Raw genomic sequence first — 19002 nt, forward strand, 5'->3', positions numbered from 1 at the left:
GACCGATGGTGGCCCCGCCACCGACCCCGGCCGGGCCACCATCGGTCACCATGCCGGCCTACATGTACCTGGTCGGCGGTCTGGACATGGGTGCGCGACGCGGCTCGGGCACCAGCTCCCGGAAGAAGGCGGCCCCGAAACCCGACAGTGCCGCGGCGCCCGCGGAGGAGCCGGCGCAGCAGGCGACTCAGCATCGGAGGCGGCGTCGGGCGAAGGTCGGAATGCTGGGCCGCGGCCACGAGTACATGGACCTCGAACCCGAGCCGGTGAGCGTGGTCGCCTCCAGTCGCGGTGTCGGGGCGCACGGCGTCGCCGGTGGCGCCCGTCAGGTGCCCAGTGCGCGGCCGGGCGGCCTGACCGCGCTGGCCGACGACGGGTTCGGCAGCGGCGCGGTCAGCCCGATGATGCCGAACACCTGGCCGACCGAACCGGACTAGACGGGACGGCGGCGATGAAATTGGGTCCAGGGCTGTTCCCGCTCTCCGCGCACAGCCCTGGACGCAAACTCAACATCACCTTGCCCCGGACTCGCCGCAGCGAATCCGATTCCCGCCGCGGTCCAGCGGGTCGGGCCCCAGCCCCAGGTACTTCTCGCGCAGCCTGTCCCACAGCTCCAGCTGCGCCCATTCGGGCTCGTCGCGCATCTGCTGGTCGTTGGTGAGGAACGGGTTGGGCAGCATCACCGTCATCATCTGCTCGTCGCGCCCGTTGTAGAGCCGCACGCCCCACGACTGCGGGTTGCCATCCTTGCCGATACGGCGGTACAGCTCGGCCCGGCGGCAGCGGCGGATGCGGCCCAGCTCCGAGCCGCTGGCGCGATGCTTGCCGATGCACAGGTGAAAGTGCCAGCGGCCGAAATCGATGGTGGCGTAGCCGTCGAGCATGCCGATCTTGCGCGGTGGGTTGGGGGCCGCCACCTCCCACGCGGCGCCTTCCATGATGATGCCGAACCAGATCTGGTCCCAGTATTCGTCGAAGCACAAATGCAGCAGATCCAGCAGGCTCTGCTGGTCGGTGGGCAACGGCCAGAGCTGTTCGCGGCCGCGGTCTTCGGTATCGACGATCGGAGGATCGGCGACGACGGTGCCGGTGTTCTCGGTCATGGAGATCCCTTCTTTCACAGGGTTATACGGGTCTGCGGTTTGTGGGTCAGTGCGCAGTCGCCGCACAGTCCGCCACCGGGTGTGCGATAGAACAGGCAGCAACTGTTGCGCCGGTAGTCGGTGCCGGAGTCGCTGAAACATACCGCGCTGTTGAGGTATTCGTGCTCGCACATGCGGCGGGCCAGAGCCCAACTCGGTTCGGTCGCAAGGTCTGCCCCGTGGTGCCAACTCAAGGCCCGGGCGGCGCCCAGGGCGGCGCTGGCGGCGTTGCCCAGCAGGAGCCGCTCGGAGATCGGAGTGATCACTCGCACCGCGGCGACCAGCGGCTTGAGATGCTGTGTCACGATCATGTCGGCCAGCGACACTTCAAGCGCCTCAGAACCCGTAGAGCTCTGCCAGGCAAGGGGATCGGTCAGGTGCAGCTGGATAGTGCCTGCCGAAGCGGCGTAGCAGAGCTGCTCGGGGTCCAGATCGATCAGCAGCCCGTGCTCGGCCAGCCCGCCCAGTCCGATCGACCACAGGCGTGCGGCGTACCCCAGGAAAAAAGTGGACGCCGCCACCCGGAGGTCCGAAGCGCGGATCCGTTCCTGCACGTGGGAGAGCGTGCCCGCCAATAACTCCGGGTCGGAATAGAGCTGCGCCACCGGTCGCCAGTCGGCTTTGTCGGCAACTCCCGTCGAGACCGCGAAATAGGAACTGACGGAAGTCAATTCGGCTAAGGCCGTGATCGTCTGCTGCGTCGGAGCGCAGCGATGCGGGGATGTCGCCAGTGCGCGCAACCGCTGGGGCAGATCGCGCAGTGAGCTGACCTGCTCGGTGTCCGCGCTGTGCACCGTGATGGTGCCGGGATCGGATGCAGAGAGCACGATCTCGGCGGATTCGCCAATTTCCCAGCCCTCCCGGGACAGCACCCGGGCCAGCGCCGAACGCAACGGCTCGTCGGCATCGACACGGGCGGTGCGCGCTGCACCGTCGCGGTCGGCTCGGGAACTGAGCTCGAACATGCCGCTGGCCACATCGAAGCGCAAGGTGTCGTTGCCGAACATCTCGCCGATCCGGCCGGACAGCATCAGCTCCTCGCCGACGGCGTCCAACAGAGCACCCGCCGGATCCATCAGCCACACCCGGTCGGCCACCCGCAGTGCCAACTCCAGATCGTGCGTGCTGAGCACCACCGCCAGCTGCTGCTCGCGGGCCAGCGTGCGCAGCAGCCCGAACAGCGCGGCCCGCGAGGACACGTCCAGGAATGCGGTCGGCTCGTCGAGGATCAGCAGACCGGGCTGCTGGGCCAGTGCCCGCGCGGTCAGGACGCGCTGGCATTCGCCGTCGGACAGTTCGGCGGCCGGCCGTGCGGCCAGATGTTGGGCTCCGGTCGCCGCCAGCGCCCAGTCGATGATCTGCTCGTCGGCCGGGCGTAACCGTCCACCCAGGCCCAGGTGCGGGATGCGGCCCAGTCCGACCAACTCCCGTGCCGACAGGAAACCCGGATCGATGCGCTCGGTCAGCACCACCGCAACCCGGCGCGCCAGCTCGTCGCGCGGCAGGGCGGTCAGGTCTGCGCCGTCGAGCAGCACACGTCCGCCCAGCGCGGGCTGCAGCCCGGCCAGGGTGCGGATCAGGGTGGATTTGCCGGCGCCGTTGGGGCCGATCAGCACGGTCAGCTCGCCTCGGCTGGCCTGGGCGGCCAGTCCGGCCGCCACCGTCACCGGCCGACGGCGGTTGCGGTAGCCGATCGCCAGCCCGGCAAGCTCCACCGCCGGCGCCGGGTTCATGATGCCAACCCCGGGCCGCGACGACCCCGCAACAGCACGGTGATCACCACTGGGGCTCCGACCAGCGCGGTCACCGCATTGATCGGGATGACCAAGTCACTGCCGGGCACCTGGCTGATGATCCCGCAGCCCAGCGCGGCGACCGCACCCAGCAACATGACCGTCGGCACCACCACGCGGTGATCGGAGGTGCGGGCCAGGATGCGAGCCACGTGCGGCACCACCAGACCTAGGAACGCGATCGGCCCGCAGAACGCGGTCGTGACTCCCGCCAGCAGCGATGCGGACACCACCGTGGCTACCCGGGCCCGGTGCACATGGATGCCCATGGTCGCCGCGTAGCTCTCACCGAGCAGCAGGGCATTGAGGGGCCGGATGGTCAGGGTCGCGGTCACCAGGCCGATGGCGACCAGCGGCAGCAGCAGCCGAAGATCGGCCCATCCTGTTCCGGCGAAGCTGCCCAGGCCCCACAACAGATACTGCTGGACCCGCTGCGGATCGGAGTACACCATCGCCAGGCTCACCAGTGCCGTGCTGGCCGCGCCGATCATCACACCGATCAGCAGCAGGGTGGCCGCCGAGCGGGTCCACCGCGAGAGCACCAGGACCAGCGTGAGCATGGCCGCTGCCCCCAGCGCCGCGGCGAGCACCTCCGCGGCACGGCTGGCACCGGCAACCGCGGTGGTGAAACCCCCGCCGGCCGCACCACCGAGCAGCACCACCAGGGCGACGCCCAGGCTGGCGCCGGAACTGACGCCCAGGATGTAGGGGTCGGCGAGGGTGTTGCGGAACAGGGTCTGCAGTTGCAGGCCCGCGACCCCCAGTGCCGAGCCGGCCGCCAGCGCGGTCAGGACCCGCGGTAGGCGCATGTTCCACACGATCACCTGCCAGCGCGGATCGGACGCCTCGGCGCCCACCAGCACCCGGACGGTGTCGGCCATCGGCACCCGCACCGGGCCCAGTACCAGCCCCAGCAGGGCCAACAACGCCACCGCGGCGGCGAGCGCGGTCAGCACCACGGCGATACGCGGCTTCACCGCTGCACCCGCCGATAGAACTCGAACTCGTGGCGCCCGGCCAGCTCGGGGTGCAGGATCGCGACCAGGTCGCCGAGCAGCAGATCCGGTCGCGCGGTGCCGCGTTCCCAGTAGAGGTTGCCGCCGTCGGGAGTCACCGCCTTGGTCGCCGACCACACCTGGCCGGTACGCACCGCGCTCAGTTCGCCGTATCTGCTGTCGCGTGCCACCGCGTCATCGAGGCTCTGCCAGTTTTCGGTCACCAACCACAATGGCGCGGTGCCGACCTGGGCGTACACCGACTCGAAGTTCAACTGCCTGCTCTCGGAGCCGGTAGCAGACAGCCATGGGTAGCTACCGCCGGCGTCGGCGACCAGCCTGCCCGAATAGCTGTCACCGGTGGGCATCGACCAGGTGCCCGAATACATGGTGCCGACCAGAACATCGACGGGCTGGGCGGAGGCGGCTTGGGCCGCCAGGGCCTGGTAGCTGCCGCGGATCGACGCGTAGATCTGCCCGGCCTGCTGCTCGGTGCCGGTCAGCGCGGCGAACACCTTGATCCACTCGGCCCTGCCCAGCGGCGTGGATTCCAGCCATTCGGCGTCGGCCACCACGGGGATTCCGGCGTCGCGCAGCTTGGGATGGCCGGGATCGTCGACTCCCTCGGTGACTACCACGTCGGGGCCGGCGCCGATCACGCTCTCGACGTTGATCTGCCCACCGGAGGCATACCCGACGATTTGGCCAGCCGCGATCCGCGCGCGGATCTGCGGGTCGGCGACCGCGGCCGGGCTTGCCACCCCGGTGACCACACCGGCCTGGCCGAGCTCGGTGATCATCGCCAGGTGCGTCGTCGAGCCCGAGTAGAGACTGTGCACCGGCACGGTGATCCGCGGGGCGTGGGCGAGCTCACCGGTCAGGGCCGGCGCTGGAGCCCCGCAGCGCACCAGCACGTAGGTCACCGGTTTGCCGCCCAGGTACGGACGTTCGACGGTCAACACCTGATAGCTGCCGTGGTAGCTGATGGCGAAATTGGTGGCCTCGGTCAGCGTCGATTTGACCGGGAAGTAGTCGGCGGCCGGATCGAAGTCGGTTATGCAGCCGGCACGCGCCTCGTGCACCTGGGAGGAGGGTGCATCGGAGCAGCTGGCCAACACGGTGGCCAGCGCCGTCAACAGCGCGGGGACTACCCGCAGCGCATGGAGCATGGGCGTGAGTCAGCTTCCTCGGGGTACACCGCCCCGGTACGCAGGACGCGATGACGTGAGTCTCCTGGCTCTCGGATCACTGCTCGCCTCGCCTTCCAGCCCCACGTGTGGCGGGCCGTGGCTGATGAGGGTCGCTCCCCGATGACAGTGGCGGGACCGCGCCGGATTCGCACCGGCTTCCTCAATCGTCATCGCCTTACCGGCGACATTCTCGCATGCCGTTCTGGGTTAGGCTGGCCGCCGTCTCGTGGCGTCAGGAACCCGGTGTGATTCCGGGGCGGTTCCGCCACTGTGATGGGGCACGCGTTGACTGCCAGCGCGGCGAAGCCGGGCGCAGCAGGTCAACGCCATGGGCACAGCGCGCCCCCAGCCAGATACGGTCACGAGGCATCCGACGACGAGGGGCGAGAACCCCGAGGAGGTCCTTCGATGCTTCAGGCACGGCGCATCGCGTTGCTGTCCACGTCCGACACCGATCTGCTGTCCGCGCGGGCCAGCGGCGCGGCGTATCGCCTCGGGAACCCGTCGCGTCACGACATCGAACCGCTGCTCGACGGCGTCGATGTCGTGGTGCTGCGCATCCTGGGCTCGTCCGCCGAGATCACCGACGAGCTGGGCCTGCTGCGCGCCACCGGGCTGCCGCTGGTGGTGCTGGGAGGGGAGCGGTCACCCAGCGCCGAGCTCATGGAGTGCTCCACCGTCCCGATCGGGCTGGCCGCACAGGCGCACGCGTATCTCGCCGAAGGCGGGCCGGCCAACCTCGCTCAATTACACGCATTCCTGTGTGACACGGTGCTGCTGACCGGGGAGGGTTTCGAAGAGCCGGCGGTGATCCCGGATTGGGGGTACGGCCAGCGGACGACGGTGGGCGGCCCGGACGCGCTGCGGGTCGGGGTGCTCTACTACCGGGCCCACGAGGTCAGCGGCAATGCCGGTTTCGCGCACGCATTGGCCGACGCGATCGACGCCACCGGCCGCGCGGTCGGGGTGCCGATCTTCGCCGCGTCGCTGCGCAATGCCCCCGATGAGCTCTTCGAGGCGCTCGGCGGGCTGGATGCGGTGGTGGTGAGCATGCTGGCCGCCGGTGGAGCGATGAACGCCACTGCCAGTGTCAGTGCCGGCGACGACGACGGCGCCTGGGACATCGAACGCATCGCGGCACTGGACATGCCGGTGTTCCAGGGTCTGTGCCTGGGATCGTCGCGGGCGGATTGGGCGGCCAACGATGACGGCGTCAGTCCGCTGGACTCGGCCACCCAGATCGCCATCCCGGAATTCGACGGCCGGATCATCACGGTTCCGTTCTCTTTCAAGGAGATCGACGACGACGGGCTGCCGCACTACGTCGCCGATACTGAGCGCTGCGCCCGGGTGGCGGCGATCGCGGTGAATCACGCTGCGCTGCGGCGTATCCCGAATGGACAAAAGAAGCTGGCCTTGGTGCTGTCGGCGTACCCCACCAAGCATTCCCGGGTGGGCAACGCGGTCGGTCTGGACACGCCCGTCTCGGCGGTGCGGCTGCTGCGCCGGCTGGCTGAAGAGGGATATGACGTCGGCGACGGCTTTGGGGTGTTGGACATCGCAGACGAGGCTGCGGCCGGGGATCGGCTGATCCACAGCCTGATCGATGCTGGGGGCCAGGACGAGAACTGGTTGTCTGCCGCGCAGCTTGCCGATGCTCAGGTGCGGGTCACCGCGCAGCAGTATGCCCAGTGGACCGCCCAGCTGCCTGATGAGCTGCGCGACGCGATGGCGACCGCGTGGGGGCCGGCGCCGGGCAAGCTGTTCGTCAATGACGCCGGCGAGATCGTGGTGGCCGCGCTGCAATCCGGCAACATCGTGCTGATGATTCAGCCGCCCCGCGGCTTCGGGGAGAACCCGGTGGCGATCTACCACGACCCGGAGCTGCCCCCGAGTCACCACTACCTGGCCGCATACCGTTGGCTGGGAAGAGGTTTCGGTGCGCACGCGGTGATCCACCTGGGCAAGCACGGATCGATGGAGTGGCTGCCCGGCAAGACCGCTGCGCTGTCGTCGGCCTGCGCCACCGATGCGATGATCGCCGACCTGCCCCTGATCTACCCGTTCCTGGTCAATGACCCCGGCGAGGGTGCCCAGGCCAAACGGCGGGCGCACGCCATCATCGTCGATCACCTGATTCCGCCGATGGCGCGCGCCGAGTCTTACGGCGACATCGCGCGGCTCGAACAGCTGCTCGATGAGTACGGCAACATCGCGAGCATGGACCCGGCCAAGCTGCCGGCGATCCGGGGCGAGATCTGGAACCTCATGCGGGCCGCGGAGATGCACCGCGACCTGGGCCTGGACGAGCGGCCCGACGATGACGAGTTCGACGACTTCCTGCTGCACGTCGACGGTTGGCTCTGTGAGATCAAAGACGCCCAGATTCGGGACGGGCTGCATGTGTTGGGCGGTGCCCCGGTGGGCCCGGCGCGGGTGAATCTGGTGCTGGCGATCTTGCGCGCCGCCCAGGTCTGGGGTGGGGTGGACCGCGCGGTGCCCGGCCTGCGGGCTGCGCTGGGACTCAAGGACGACGCCACCGCGGCCGCCGTCGACGAGATCGAGGGCCGCGCACGGCAGCTGGTCGAGGCCATGGAGGCCGCCGGCTGGGAGGCCGGGGCGGCCGACACACTGCATCCCGACCCGCAGGTGTGCCGAGTGCTCAGATTCGCTGCCACTGAAGTGGTTCCGCGTCTGGCCGGAACGTCGGGAGAGCTGGGGTCGGTGCTGCATGCGCTGGCCGGCGGCTTTGTCCGGCCTGGACCGTCCGGGTCGCCGCTGCGGGGCTTGGTCAATGTGTTGCCGACGGGCCGCAACTTCTACACCGTCGACCCGCGCGCCGTGCCGTCGCGGCTGGCGTGGCAGACCGGGCAGGCGATGGCGGATTCGCTGGTGCGTCGCTACCTCGATGACACCGGTGGCTACCCGGAGTCTGTCGGGTTGTCGGTCTGGGGGACCTCGGCGATGCGTACTTCGGGCGACGACGTCGCCGAGGTGCTGGCCCTGCTCGGAGTGCGACCCGAGTGGGACGAGGCGTCTCGACGCGTGTCGGGGCTGGAGGTCATGTCTCTGGAGGAGTTGGGGCGTCCCAGAATCGATGTGACGGTGCGCATTTCCGGGTTCTTCCGGGATGCCTTCCCGCACGTGGTGGCGATGCTCGATGACGCGGTGCAGATGGTCGCCACTCTGGATGAGCCCGCGGACGTCAACTTCGTTGCCGCGCATGCTCGGGCCGACCTGGCCGAACACGGCGATCAGCGCCGCGCTACCATCCGGATCTTCGGCTCGGCGCCCGGTTCCTACGGGGCGGGCATCCTGCAGGTGATCGAGGCCGGTACTTGGCGCGACGACAAGGACCTTGCCGAGGTCTACACCACCTGGGGTGGCTTCGCCTACGGACGTGGATTGGCCGGCGCGCCCGCAACCGAGGACATGCGCACCAACTACCGCCGGATCAAGGTGGCCGCCAAGAACATCGACACCCGCGAGCATGACATCGCCGACTCCGACGACTACTTCGTCTACCACGGCGGCATGATCGCCACCGTGCGGGCGTTGTCCGGTGCCGACCCGAAAGCCTATGTGGGGGACTCGACCTCGCCGGATGCCATCCGGACCCGCACCCTGGCCGAGGAGACCGCCCGGGTGTTTCGGGCCCGGGTGGTCAACCCGCGCTGGATCTCCGCGATGCGACGGCACGGCTACAAGGGCGCCTTCGAGCTGGCCGCCACCGTCGACTACCTGTTCGGGTTCGACGCCACCGCCGGTGTGGTGCACGACTGGATGTACGAAAGGCTCGCGGCCGAGTATGTGCTGGACCCGCAGACACGCGAGTTCCTCGACAAGTCCAACCCCTGGGCGCTGCAGGGCATCGTGGAACGGTTGACCGAGGCCGTCGACCGCGGGCTGTGGGAGCACCCCGACCCCGAGACCATGGCGGCGTTGCGGCAGGCTTACTTAGACGTTGAGGGCGACCTGGAGGATCGGTGAAAGTCTGGATTCTCGGCATCGGTATGGGACCGCAGCACGTCACCGCCGAGGTCGCCAGCGCGCTGCGGTCGGCCGACTATGTCGTCGCCTCCGAGAAGTCCTCCGACGACGGTCTTCTGGCAGTGCGCCGTGCCGTCGTCGACACCTACGTACCTTCTGTTCCCATCGTCGCGGTCGCCGACCCGGTGCGCGACCGCTCCCCGGCGCTCACGGAGCCCGACTATGCCCGCGCGGTGGCCGACTGGCATGCCGCCCGGGCACAGTGCTACGCCGACGTGCTGCGGGCCCGCGGTGGGGTGGCCGCCTTCCTGGTCTGGGGCGACCCCGCCCTGTACGACTCGACCATCCGCATCGTCGATCGGGTGAAAGACCTTGGGGTAGATCTGGATTACGACGTGCTGCCGGGGATCAGCGCCCCGCAACTGCTGGCCGCCCGGCATCGGATCGTGCTGCATGAGGTGGGCCGTCCGGTGCACATCACCACCGGACGCCGGCTGCCGCAGGCTGCTGCTGCCGGTCAGGACAACATCGTCGCGATGCTAAACCCGGATGAGCTCGACCTGTCCGCGCTGGGCGACTGGACGATCTGGTGGGCCGCCAACCTCGGGGCGGCGGGGGAACGGTTAGTCAGCGGCCGGGTCCGCGATGTCGTGGGCCAGATCGCGGCCGCCCGAGCCTCAGCCAAGGCCGAGGCGGGCTGGGTGATGGATGTGTTCCTGGTGCGGCGGATCTGATGGCCGGAATCTTGATCGCCGGAACCACCAGCGATGCCGGCAAGACCGTAGTGGCCACCGGGGTGTGTCGGGCGCTGGCCCGCCGCGGGGTGCGGGTGGCGCCCTACAAGGCGCAGAACATGTCGAATAACTCCATGGTGTGTGTCGACGCCGATGGCTTGCCCACGGAAATCGGCCGGGCGCAGTGGATTCAAGCGCTCGCCGCGCGCGCCACGCCGGATCCCACGATGAACCCGGTACTCCTCAAACCCGGCAGTGATCAGCAGAGCCATGTGGTGCTCATGGGCCGGCCGTGGGGCACCCTGTCGTCGTCGAACTGGATGCACGGCCGCGCCGAGCTGGCTGCGGCCGCGCACCGTGCCTACGACGATCTCGCCGGGCGCTACGACGTGATCGTCGCCGAAGGGGCGGGCAGTCCCACCGAGATCAACCTGCGCGCCGGCGACTACGTGAACATGGGCTTGGCGCGGCACGCCGGTCTGCCGGTGGTAGTCGTCGGTGACGTCGACCGCGGCGGGGTGTTCGCGGCGTTCTTCGGCACCGTCGCGCTGCTGTCGAGCGAGGACCAGTCGCTGGTGGCGGGGTTCATCGTGAACAAGTTCCGGGGCCGGCTGCGTCTATTGGAGCCCGGCCTGGCGGATCTGGAGCACCTCACCGGCCGGCGTGTCTTCGGCACCTTGCCGTGGCATCCAGAGCTGTGGCTGGACTCCGAGGACGCACTCGATCTGGACGGTCGACGCTCGGTGCGGGCTGGGGCGCGACGGGTCGCGGTCATCCGGCTGCCCCGGATCAGCAACTTCACCGACCTCGACGCACTGGGCCTAGAACCCGACCTGGACGTGGTGTTCGCCGCCGACCCGCGTGGGGTCTCCGACGCTGATCTGGTGGTGTTGCCGGGAACTCGCGCCACGATCCACGATCTGGCATGGCTGCGCTCGCGCGGAATCGATGCCGCGATCGCCGCGCACGTCGCCGCGGGCAAGCCCGTGTTGGGGATCTGCGGAGGTTTCCAGATGCTGGGGAAGAAGATCCGTGACCCTGACGGTATCGAGGGCGCGCCCGCCGAAGTGACAGGGCTGGGCCTGCTCGACATCGAAACCCGCTTTTCCGCCGCCAAAATCCTGCGGCTTTCCGACGGCGGCTACGAGATCCACCACGGTCAGATCACCCGTGGCCCAGCAGCCGGGACCGACGAGGCGTTTCCCGGTGGTGTCCGCACCGGCCAGGTTTTCGGCACCATGCGGCACGGGTGCCTGGAGGCCGACGCATGGCGGGCGGCGTTCCTGGCCGAGGCTTTGGGGCTGGCGGCGTCGCCGGTCGCTTTTCCCGCCGCCCGGGAACGCCGGCTGGATCTGCTCGGGGATCTGATCGAGGAGCACCTGGACGTCGATGCCCTGCTGCAGCTGGCCTTGGGCGGGGCGCCGTCCAGGCTGCCGTTCCTGGCGCCGGGGGCACCGTGACGCGCCTCTTGCTGCTCGGCGGTACCGCCGAGGCACGGGCACTGGCCGATCAATTGGTTGCCGCGGGTGTCGACGTCACAACGTCGTTGGCCGGCCGGGTCGCCGATCCACGGTTGCCGGTCGGGGCGGTACGGATCGGTGGCTTCGGCGGCATCCAGGGTCTGCGAGCGGCGTTGGCCGACTACGACGCCGTTGTGGACGCCACCCATCCGTTCGCGACGACGATGTCAGCCAATGCGGCCGCCGCGTGCGCCGCGGCCGACCGGCCACTGCTGCGGCTGGAACGGCCCGGCTGGGTTCAGCGGGCCGGCCAGGCGTGGCACTGGGCAGACTCGCACGCCCACGCCGGCCAGCTCGCAGCCCGGCTGGGGAACCGGCCCGTGCTGACCATTGGGCGTCAGCACCTGTCGTCATACCTGCCGGCGCTGGCCGGCGCGGCGGTTGTAGCGCGCGTGGTCGCGCCCCCGTCGATCGGCCTGCCGCCCAGCTGGTCGGTGATCAGGGACCGGGGGCCCTATGCGCTGCCCGGAGAACTCGCCCTGCTGCGCGATCACGGCGCGGACGTCATCGTCACCAAAGACTCGGGGGGCGAATACACCTGGCCGAAGATGTTGGCCGCTGAACAACTCGGCCTGCCGGTGGTCGTCGTGCGCCGCCCGGCCCGGCCGGCGGGAGTGCCCACGGTGAACGACGTCGAGCGCGTGGTGGCCTGGGTGCTAGCCGGCGATTGAGGCGAGCTGCAGGGCGACGCCCGCGGTCAACAGTGCGGCGACCTTGACCACCTCCAGTCCCGCGTAGGCGTAGTGAGCGCGGGAGCGCTCGATGATTCCGCCTGGTGGTGCGGTCTGCGCGGCCAGCACCGCATCCGAGCGGCGGCGCAATCGGGGCCGGACCAGAAGAATCTGCCCGCTCAGCACCGCCACCGCTACGGCGACTCCGGCCAGCGCGATCGGCCCCGGGGCGGCGGTGGCCACCGCGAACACCACCACCGCGGCGAACACGATCTCCACCGCGTTGAGGGCCCGGAACACCAGCCGGCCGATACCGAGCCCCAGCGCGAGGGTGATCCCCGGAGCTCGGAACTTCAGTGGCGCCTCCAGGAAGGAGATCGCCAGCACCATGCCCAACCAGACAAAGACGACTGCCGCTGCCAGGGCGTTCATCCCATCACCTCCAGGGAAATCTGTGGCTGTCGCGGCCAACGTATCTGTGTCATTCGGTAACAGACAAGGGTCTTTAGGCGGTAATCCCGGCCACCGACGCCGTCGGGCAGACTGGCAGGCGTGATTGTGGAACATGGAGTACTGCCCATCCGGCCCGGCAGCGAAGCCGACTTCGAAGCAGCCTTCGCCAAGGCACGACCGTTGATCTCCGCTGCGCCCGGATTCCTCGGGATTTCGATGTCCCGGTCGGTCGAGTCGCCGAATCTGTACCTCTTGTTGGTGCAGTGGGAGAACATTGAGGCGCACACCGAGGGGTTCCGGAAGTCGCCGGAGTTCGAGCAGTGGCGTGCGCTGTTGCACGGCTTCTACGAATCGCCGCCGGTGATCGAGCACTTCGTGGGTATCGACTAAGGAGATGGTCGCCCGTGGACGCACAGCGCACCCTGGAGTTCAACGCCCGTAACATCGCGGAGTTCCGCAGCAGCGGAGGAAAGCTGGGCGGTCCATTCGAAGGGGCCCCGGTCCTGCTGCTGACCACCACCGGGGCCAAATCGGGACAGCCGCGCACCAGCCCGATGATGTATCTCCCGGAGGGCGATCGGATCTTCGTGTTCGCGTCCAACGAGGGCAAGGACAATCATCCGAGCTGGTATCACAACCTGCGGGCCAATCCCTCGGCGACGGTCGAACTCGGCACCGACACCTTTGCGGTCACGGCGGTCGAGATCACCGGCGCCGAGCATGACCGGCTCTATGGGATCCAAGCCAAGCGCTATCCCGGCTTCGCCACCTACCGCGAACGCACCCAGCGGGTCATCCCGGTCGTCGAGCTGATCAAGAAATGACTTCGCCTGGGGTGCGTCTCTCATAGAGACCCACCCCAGGCGAAGAATTCAGACCAATCCCCGCGGATCTAGAGGATGTAGAGCATCTCCTGATAGGTCGGCAGCGGCCACAGGTCGTCTGCCACGACACTCTCCAACGTGTCGGCGGCGGCCCGGACAGCCTCCATGGCCGGCAACAGCGCCTTCTGGGCATGCGTGGCCTCTTCGAGCGCGGACTCCGCCGAATGATCGGACAGTGCCGCCTTCAAGGCGCCCAGGGCCTCGGTCAGCGCATCGATCGGCTCCGAGACCGACTGCAGGAGCGTCAGATTCGGTGTCACACCGGCCGCCGTCAATGCTGCGACGTTCTGCGCCAGCTCGGTCTGATAGCGGACCGCGGCCGGCAGGATGATGGTCGACCCGATTTCCAGTGCCAGCTTGGCCTCGACACCGATGGTCAGCGCGTACTGCTCCAGACGCACTTCGTAGCGGCTCTGCAGCTCGCGCTCGTTGAAGACGCCGTACTTCTCGAAGACCTCGATCGCCTCCGGCTTGATCAGTTCCGGGATGGCGTCCAGGGTGGTCTTGAGGTTGGGCAGCCCGCGCGCGGCGGCCTCAGCCTGCCAGTTCTCCGAGTAGCCGTCCCCGTTGAAGACCACCGCGCCGTGTTCGGTGATGATGTCCGTCAGCAGCTTCTGCACCGCGCTGTCGAAGTCTTCGCCACCGGCCACGGCCTTCTCCAAGACGGTGGCCATGTAGTCGAACGAGTCGGCCATGATCGTGTTCAGGATGATCATCGGCACGGCCACGGTCTGATTTGCACCGGGTGCCCGGAATTCAAATCGGTTGCCGGTGAAGGCAAAGGGGCTGGTGCGGTTGCGGTCGCCCGGGTCGGTGGGCAGCTCCGGCAGCGTGTCGACGCCGATGATCATGCTGCCCTTGCCCTTTGACGACGTCGCAGCGCCCTTGGCGATCTGCTCGAAGACATCTGCGAGCTGATCGCCGAGGAAGATCGAGATGATCGCCGGCGGCGCCTCATTGGCGCCCAGTCGGTGGTCGTTGGTGGCCGATGCCACCGAAACGCGCAGCAGCCCGGCGAACTTGTGGACGGCACGGATGACCGCCGCGCAGAACACCAGGAACTGAGCGTTCTCGTGCGGAGTGTCACCCGGCACCAGAAGCGAGCCCAAGTCGGCATTACCCACCGAGAAGTTGACGTGCTTTCCGGAGCCGTTCACCCCGGCAAAGGGCTTCTCGTGGAACAGGCACTCCATACCGTGCCTCTTGGCGACGGTCTTGAACACCGTCATCATCAACTGCTGGTGATCCGAGGCGATATTGGCCCGCTCGAACATCGGGGCCACCTCGAACTGAGCCGGGGCGACCTCATTGTGGCGAGTCTTGGCCGGAATGCCGAGCTTGAACAGCTCCCGCTCGGTGTCCATCATGAAACCCAGCACCCGCTCGGGGATCGCGCCGAAGTAGTGGTCGTCGAACTCCTGCCCCTTGGGCGGCTTGGCGCCGAACAGGGTGCGCCCGGCGGTGAGCAGGTCGGGCCGCGCCACGAAGAAGTGCCGGTCGACCAGGAAGTACTCCTGCTCGGGGCCACAGAATGAGACCACCTTTTCCAGGTTGGTGTGCCCGAAGAGTTTCAGGATGCGCTCGGCGTGCACGCCCATGGCCTGTTGGCTGCGCAGCAGAGGCGTCTTGTAGTCCAGCGCCTCACCGGTCATCGAGACGAACACCGTGGGGATGCACAGCGTGTTGCCGTTCGGGTTCTCCAGGATGTAGGCGGGGCTGGTCACATCCCAGCCGGTGTAGCCGCGGGCCTCAAACGTCGATCGCAGGCCACCGGACGGGAAGCTGGAGGCGTCCGGCTCGCCCTGGGTCAGGGTCTTGCCGGCGAATTCAGCCAGCGCCTGCCCGTCCGAAACCGGTTCGAGGAAGCTGTCATGCTTCTCGGCGGTCAGCCCCGTCATCGGATAGAACACGTGCGCGTAGTGGGTCGCGCCCCGCTCCAACGCCCAGTCCTTCATCGCGGCGGCAACCGCGTCGGCCACCGTCGGGTCAAGCTTGGCGCCCTTTTCGATGGTCGCTATCACCGATTTGTAGATCGCCTTGGGCAGCCGACGTTGCATCTCCGCCTTGGTGAACACGTTGGCGCCGAAGATCTCACCCGGGGCCTGCTCGGGGTCGAAGCTGCAGGCGGGGGGCACACGGGCTTCGACTTGTGCAATCGCCTGGGAGCGGGTGCTGTTTCCACTCAATGGAGTTCCTATCGTTACATGTGCGTGAGTTGCTTCACCCTAGGAAGATTTGATGGCGGCGCTGTTACAGACGTGTGACAGGCCCAATTCGGGTCCGGGCATATTTGCCAGGCCGTCGACGGGCGCCCGCAGTCGCGGCCGGAGGGGCCGTCAATTGTTTGTTACCTCTTGGTCCCCGATGCCAGGCACCACGTCACCGCAGCCATGAGGGCGCCGACGCCCACCCGCCGGGCCAGCCGGGTCGTCCGCGGGATATCCGACGGCACGGGGGCCCGACCGCAACCCAGCCGTGCCCGATCTTCCCGCCGATTCCCGTAGTAGGTGTTCACCCCACCGAGCTGTAGGCCCAGCGCCCCGGCAAACGAGGCCTCGACTACCCCCGCATTGGGACTGGGATGACGCCGGGCGTCGCGGTGCCACGCCCGCAGCGCGCCTGCGGGATCAGGGCCCAGGGCAGCCGCCAGGACACCGCTGAACCGGGCAGCCGGCAGGCCCAGCAGATCATCCAGCCGCGCTGCTGCCCAGCCGAACCGGCCGTAGTGGGCATTGCGGTGGCCGATCATGGCATCCAGTGTGTTGGCGCAGCGGTGCGCGACCAGCCCCGGAACGCCCGCCACCGCCCCCCACACCAACGACGCCACCACCGCGTCGGAGGTGTTCTCCGCCACGGATTCGACGACGGCCCGGGCGATCTCATCGGGTTCCAGCGCTGTGGTGTCGCGCCCGACCAGGTTGCGCACGCGGGCACGGGCCGAGTCCAGGTCGCCGGCGGCCAAAAAGGCGTGTACGGCGTCGGCTTCGCGCTCCAGTGATCGCCCGCCCAGGACTGCCCAGGTGGCTGCGGCGGTCAGTACCGTGCGCGCGCAGGGCGTTCGTGCGGCGTGCTCGGCCGCATATGCCAGTCCGACGGCGCCGCCGACGAGCATCAGAACATGGGCGATCCCGCTCGCCCTGGTGTCGCGATAGGTCCGCCGCTCCATTGTCAGCGCGCACGCCCCGAATCCGGCGACCGGATGCAGCCGTCGTGGATCACCCCAGACTCGGTCGGCGGCGAATCCAAGCGCCAGGCCCAGCGCCCGGCCCGCATTCACTGCCGAACCCGGTCGAGTGCGGCCAGCAGCTGATCGGTCAGGTCCGGCTGCCGCACCGCGATCCGCACCCACCTGTCGTCCAGGCCCGGAAAGGTGTCCGCACGTCGCACGGCGATGCCGCTCTCGCGCAACGCCGTGTGCGCGCCGGGGCCGGCCTGGGCCAGCACAAATGGAGCCGGGCCTGCGACGAATCGCACCTCGCGTGCGGCCAGGCCCGCAGCCAGGTGCGCCCGCCAGGACGCCAACTGCTGGGCCCGGCGGTCACTTTCGCGCGCCGCCCGCTCATCCGAGCAGGCGCGCATGGCGGCCAGCGCCGGGGCCGACACCGACCACGGGATCTGCAGTCGGGCCGCCTCGGAGAGCAGCGCGGGGTCACCGAGCAGGTATCCCGCGCGAATCCCGGGAATCGACCAGTGCTTGGTCAGGCTGCGGCTCACCAGCAGCCCCGGATGCCGATGTCCGCAGAGAGTCTCCGGCTCACCGGGGACCGCATCGAGGAAGGCCTCATCGACCAGCACCACCCGGCCGGGGCGCAGCAGTTGGCGCAGTGTCTGCGCCGGATGCAACACGCCGGTGGGGTTGGTCGGGTTGCCCACGACCACGAGGTCGGCGTCGGCGGGCACCGCATCGGGGTGCAGCGCGAAGTCGTCGTCGGCCCGGCACATCACGGTGGTGACGCTGTGACCCGCGGCGGTCAGCGCGGCATGCGGTCCGGTGTACTGCGGATGTACCACCACCGGGCAACGCCACGGCCGCATGCGGGCCACCAGGTCGAAGGCCTCCGACGCGCCCGCAGTGGGCAGTACCTGCGCGGCGGTGACACCATGCCGGGCGGCCAACGCAGCGCGGGCCGCCGATGCCTGCGGGTACGCCACTGCATCGTCGATTGAGGCGTGCAGGGCGCGCTCGAGCCAGTCCGGGCGTGGTCCGGCGTAGACGTTGACTGCGAAATCGAGCAGACCAGGTGCCGCCTCGACATCGCCGTGATGGTGCAGATCGGGGCCGCCGAAGCCGTGCACCGCCTCGGTGAAACGCTGCGGCAGCGTTGGGTGCCCGGCCCAATGCGTGTGCAGGTAGGAGGCATGCAGGCTCGCGGAGGCGTAGCCGTCCGGCCCGCCGGGAAGTTGCCAGGCCGCGTCGACGGCGCGATCGAAAGTGACTTCAGTGCGGTGGAATTCGTGGCCGGTGACCGGATCGCCGGCTCGCGCCAGCAGATTATCGGTCGCCGCAGTGGCCTCCCGGTAGCCCAGCGTCAGACGCGGGGTCATCGCGGCACAGCCCGGCAAGGCCCCGACCCCGTCGTCGTCACCAACTCGCCGGCACAGGTACGCCAGCCCGCCACACTCGGCGACGGTTGGCACTCCCGCCGCGATCGCGGCCCGCAGCGCACCCAGCAACGCGGTGTTGGCGCCCAGGTGCTCCGCGTAGACCTCGGGGAACCCGCCCCCCAGGTAGATGCCCGCGGTGCCGGTCGGCAGGCGCGTGTCGGTGAGTGGGTCGAAGCTCACCACCTCGCAACCGGCGGCGCGCAGCAGCTCGAACGTCTCGGTGTAGCCGAACGTGAACGCCCGCCCGGCAGCGACGGCCACCACCGGCCGGCGCCCCGACGCGGCAGTGATCTGAGCTGCGGGGTCCCAGGCGCTGCCAGCCAAACCCGGAGCCCGCCCTGCCAGTTCCAGCAGCGTGTCCAGATCCACACACTGCCGCATGAGCTCGGCCAGCCGAGTGATCATGGCGGCCGACTCGTCGCGCTCGGCCGCCGGCACCAGGCCCAGATGCCGCGACGGCGTGTGAACTGCTGTGTCGCGCGGCAGCACCCCGAGCACCGGAATGCCGCTGGGGCGCAACGCGGCAACCACTTCCTCGGCGTGTCGAGAGCTGCCGGCCTTGTTCAGCACCACCCCGGCGACGTGGACCGCCGGATCGAAACCCGCCAGGCCGGCCACCACCGCCGCATGCGTCCGCGAGGCGTGCGAGATGTCGACCACCAGCACCACCGGCGTAGCCGTCAGCGCAGCGACATGGGCGGTGGAGGCCTCGCCGCCGGTGCCCAGGCGCCCGTCGAAGAGCCCCATGACGCCTTCGATCACCGCGACATCCGCGCCCGCCGCGCCGTGCAGCAACAAGGGCACGATGCGCTGCGGCCCCACCAGGTAGGGATCCAGGTTGCGGGCCGGCCGTCCGGTGGCCAGCGCGTGATAGCCGGGGTCGATGTAGTCCGGGCCGACCTTGTGGCCGCTGACCTGCATGCCGCGGGCGGACAGCGCGGCCATCAGCCCGACCGCCACCGTGGTCTTGCCGTGCCCGGATGCGGGCGCAGCGACGACCAGACGGGGCAGGGAGGTGCCCACCA

15 protein-coding genes and 2 riboswitches are annotated in these 19002 nt (G+C 69.0%); of the genes, 7 read left to right on the plus strand and 8 right to left on the minus strand.

All coding sequences use genetic code 11. The annotated features are described in order from the left end of the window. The coding region (locus AWC18_RS00005; RefSeq protein WP_474627356.1) for a PPW family C-terminal domain-containing PPE protein at window positions 1–437 on the plus strand (437 nt) is incomplete at its 5' end. 75 nt (window positions 438–512) lie between these two features. Here AWC18_RS00005 and AWC18_RS00010 read toward each other — a convergent pair. The 4 genes from AWC18_RS00010 to AWC18_RS00025 are packed head-to-tail and all read right to left on the minus strand — an operon-like array spanning window position 513 to window position 5099. Next, window positions 513–1103, minus strand: a complete 591-nt coding sequence (locus tag AWC18_RS00010; RefSeq protein WP_085136918.1) for a DUF7676 family protein — start codon at window positions 1101–1103, stop codon at window positions 513–515. Window positions 1104–1117: 14 nt separating this feature from the next. Further along, window positions 1118–2875 carry an ATP-binding cassette domain-containing protein gene (locus AWC18_RS00015; RefSeq protein ID WP_085136884.1) on the minus strand — a complete coding sequence of 586 codons (1758 nt, stop codon included), beginning with the start codon at window positions 2873–2875 and terminating at the stop codon, window positions 1118–1120. Then, entirely contained in the window at window positions 2872–3912 is a 1041-nt protein-coding gene (locus AWC18_RS00020; RefSeq protein WP_085136886.1) for a FecCD family ABC transporter permease, read from the minus strand. The genes AWC18_RS00015 and AWC18_RS00020 overlap by 4 nt, the downstream gene beginning before the upstream one ends. Continuing rightward, on the minus strand, window positions 3909–5099 hold the full coding sequence (locus tag AWC18_RS00025) for an ABC transporter substrate-binding protein (protein ID WP_085136888.1): 1191 nt from the start codon (window positions 5097–5099) through the stop codon (window positions 3909–3911). Before AWC18_RS00025 ends, AWC18_RS00020 begins: the two co-directional genes overlap by 4 nt. A gap of 37 nt (window positions 5100–5136) precedes the next feature. Next, window positions 5137–5325, minus strand: a riboswitch (cobalamin riboswitch). Beyond that, window positions 5313–5445, plus strand: a riboswitch (cobalamin riboswitch). (Overlaps the previous riboswitch by 13 nt.) Window positions 5446–5528: 83 nt before the next feature. Between AWC18_RS00025 and cobN the strand changes: the two genes are divergently transcribed. From cobN to AWC18_RS00045, 4 genes are read left to right on the plus strand one after another with little or no spacing between them, the layout of a single operon-like run. Beyond that, window positions 5529–9110, plus strand: a complete 3582-nt coding sequence (cobN, locus tag AWC18_RS00030) for a cobaltochelatase subunit CobN (protein ID WP_085136890.1) — start codon at window positions 5529–5531, stop codon at window positions 9108–9110. Beyond that, window positions 9107–9844, plus strand: a complete 738-nt coding sequence (gene cobF / locus AWC18_RS00035) for a precorrin-6A synthase (deacetylating) (protein ID WP_085136892.1) — start codon at window positions 9107–9109, stop codon at window positions 9842–9844. Before cobN ends, cobF begins: the two co-directional genes overlap by 4 nt. Beyond that, window positions 9844–11304 (plus strand): cobyric acid synthase, encoded by a 1461-nt coding sequence (locus AWC18_RS00040; protein WP_085136894.1) that lies wholly within the window; start codon window positions 9844–9846, stop codon window positions 11302–11304. Before cobF ends, AWC18_RS00040 begins: the two co-directional genes overlap by 1 nt. Continuing rightward, on the plus strand, window positions 11301–12035 hold the full coding sequence (locus tag AWC18_RS00045) for a cobalt-precorrin-6A reductase (protein ID WP_085136896.1): 735 nt from the start codon (window positions 11301–11303) through the stop codon (window positions 12033–12035). Before AWC18_RS00040 ends, AWC18_RS00045 begins: the two co-directional genes overlap by 4 nt. Here AWC18_RS00045 and AWC18_RS00050 read toward each other — a convergent pair. Beyond that, window positions 12021–12467, minus strand: coding sequence for a hypothetical protein (locus AWC18_RS00050; RefSeq protein ID WP_064996608.1), 447 nt, complete (start codon window positions 12465–12467; stop codon window positions 12021–12023). The genes AWC18_RS00045 and AWC18_RS00050 overlap by 15 nt on opposite strands. Before the next feature lie 120 nt (window positions 12468–12587). Here AWC18_RS00050 and AWC18_RS00055 point away from each other — a divergent pair, with 120 nt between their 5' ends. After that, on the plus strand, window positions 12588–12878 hold the full coding sequence (locus AWC18_RS00055; RefSeq protein WP_046320826.1) for an antibiotic biosynthesis monooxygenase family protein: 291 nt from the start codon (window positions 12588–12590) through the stop codon (window positions 12876–12878). A 14-nt stretch (window positions 12879–12892) separates the two neighbouring features. Further along, entirely contained in the window at window positions 12893–13312 is a 420-nt protein-coding gene (locus AWC18_RS00060; RefSeq protein WP_064996609.1) for a nitroreductase family deazaflavin-dependent oxidoreductase, read from the plus strand. A 68-nt stretch (window positions 13313–13380) separates the two neighbouring features. Here AWC18_RS00060 and AWC18_RS00065 read toward each other — a convergent pair whose 3' ends face one another. The 3 genes from AWC18_RS00065 to cobBC all read right to left on the minus strand — a co-directional run bounded on the left by AWC18_RS00065 (window position 13381) and on the right by cobBC (window position 19000). Continuing rightward, complete coding sequence (locus tag AWC18_RS00065; protein ID WP_064996610.1) at window positions 13381–15558, minus strand: glutamine synthetase III family protein; 2178 nt, start codon at window positions 15556–15558, stop codon at window positions 13381–13383. A 161-nt stretch (window positions 15559–15719) separates the two neighbouring features. After that, window positions 15720–16649 carry a cobalamin biosynthesis protein CobD/CbiB gene (locus AWC18_RS00070; protein ID WP_085136898.1) on the minus strand — a complete coding sequence of 310 codons (930 nt, stop codon included), beginning with the start codon at window positions 16647–16649 and terminating at the stop codon, window positions 15720–15722. Then, entirely contained in the window at window positions 16646–19000 is a 2355-nt protein-coding gene (gene cobBC / locus AWC18_RS00075; protein ID WP_234806382.1) for a bifunctional hydrogenobyrinic acid a,c-diamide synthase/histidinol phosphate aminotransferase CobBC, read from the minus strand. The genes AWC18_RS00070 and cobBC overlap by 4 nt, the downstream gene beginning before the upstream one ends. Window positions 19001–19002 lie beyond the last annotated feature (2 nt).

Source organism: Mycolicibacter nonchromogenicus, assembly GCF_002101775.1.
GTDB classification, from domain to species: Bacteria; Actinomycetota; Actinomycetes; order Mycobacteriales; family Mycobacteriaceae; genus Mycobacterium; species Mycobacterium nonchromogenicum.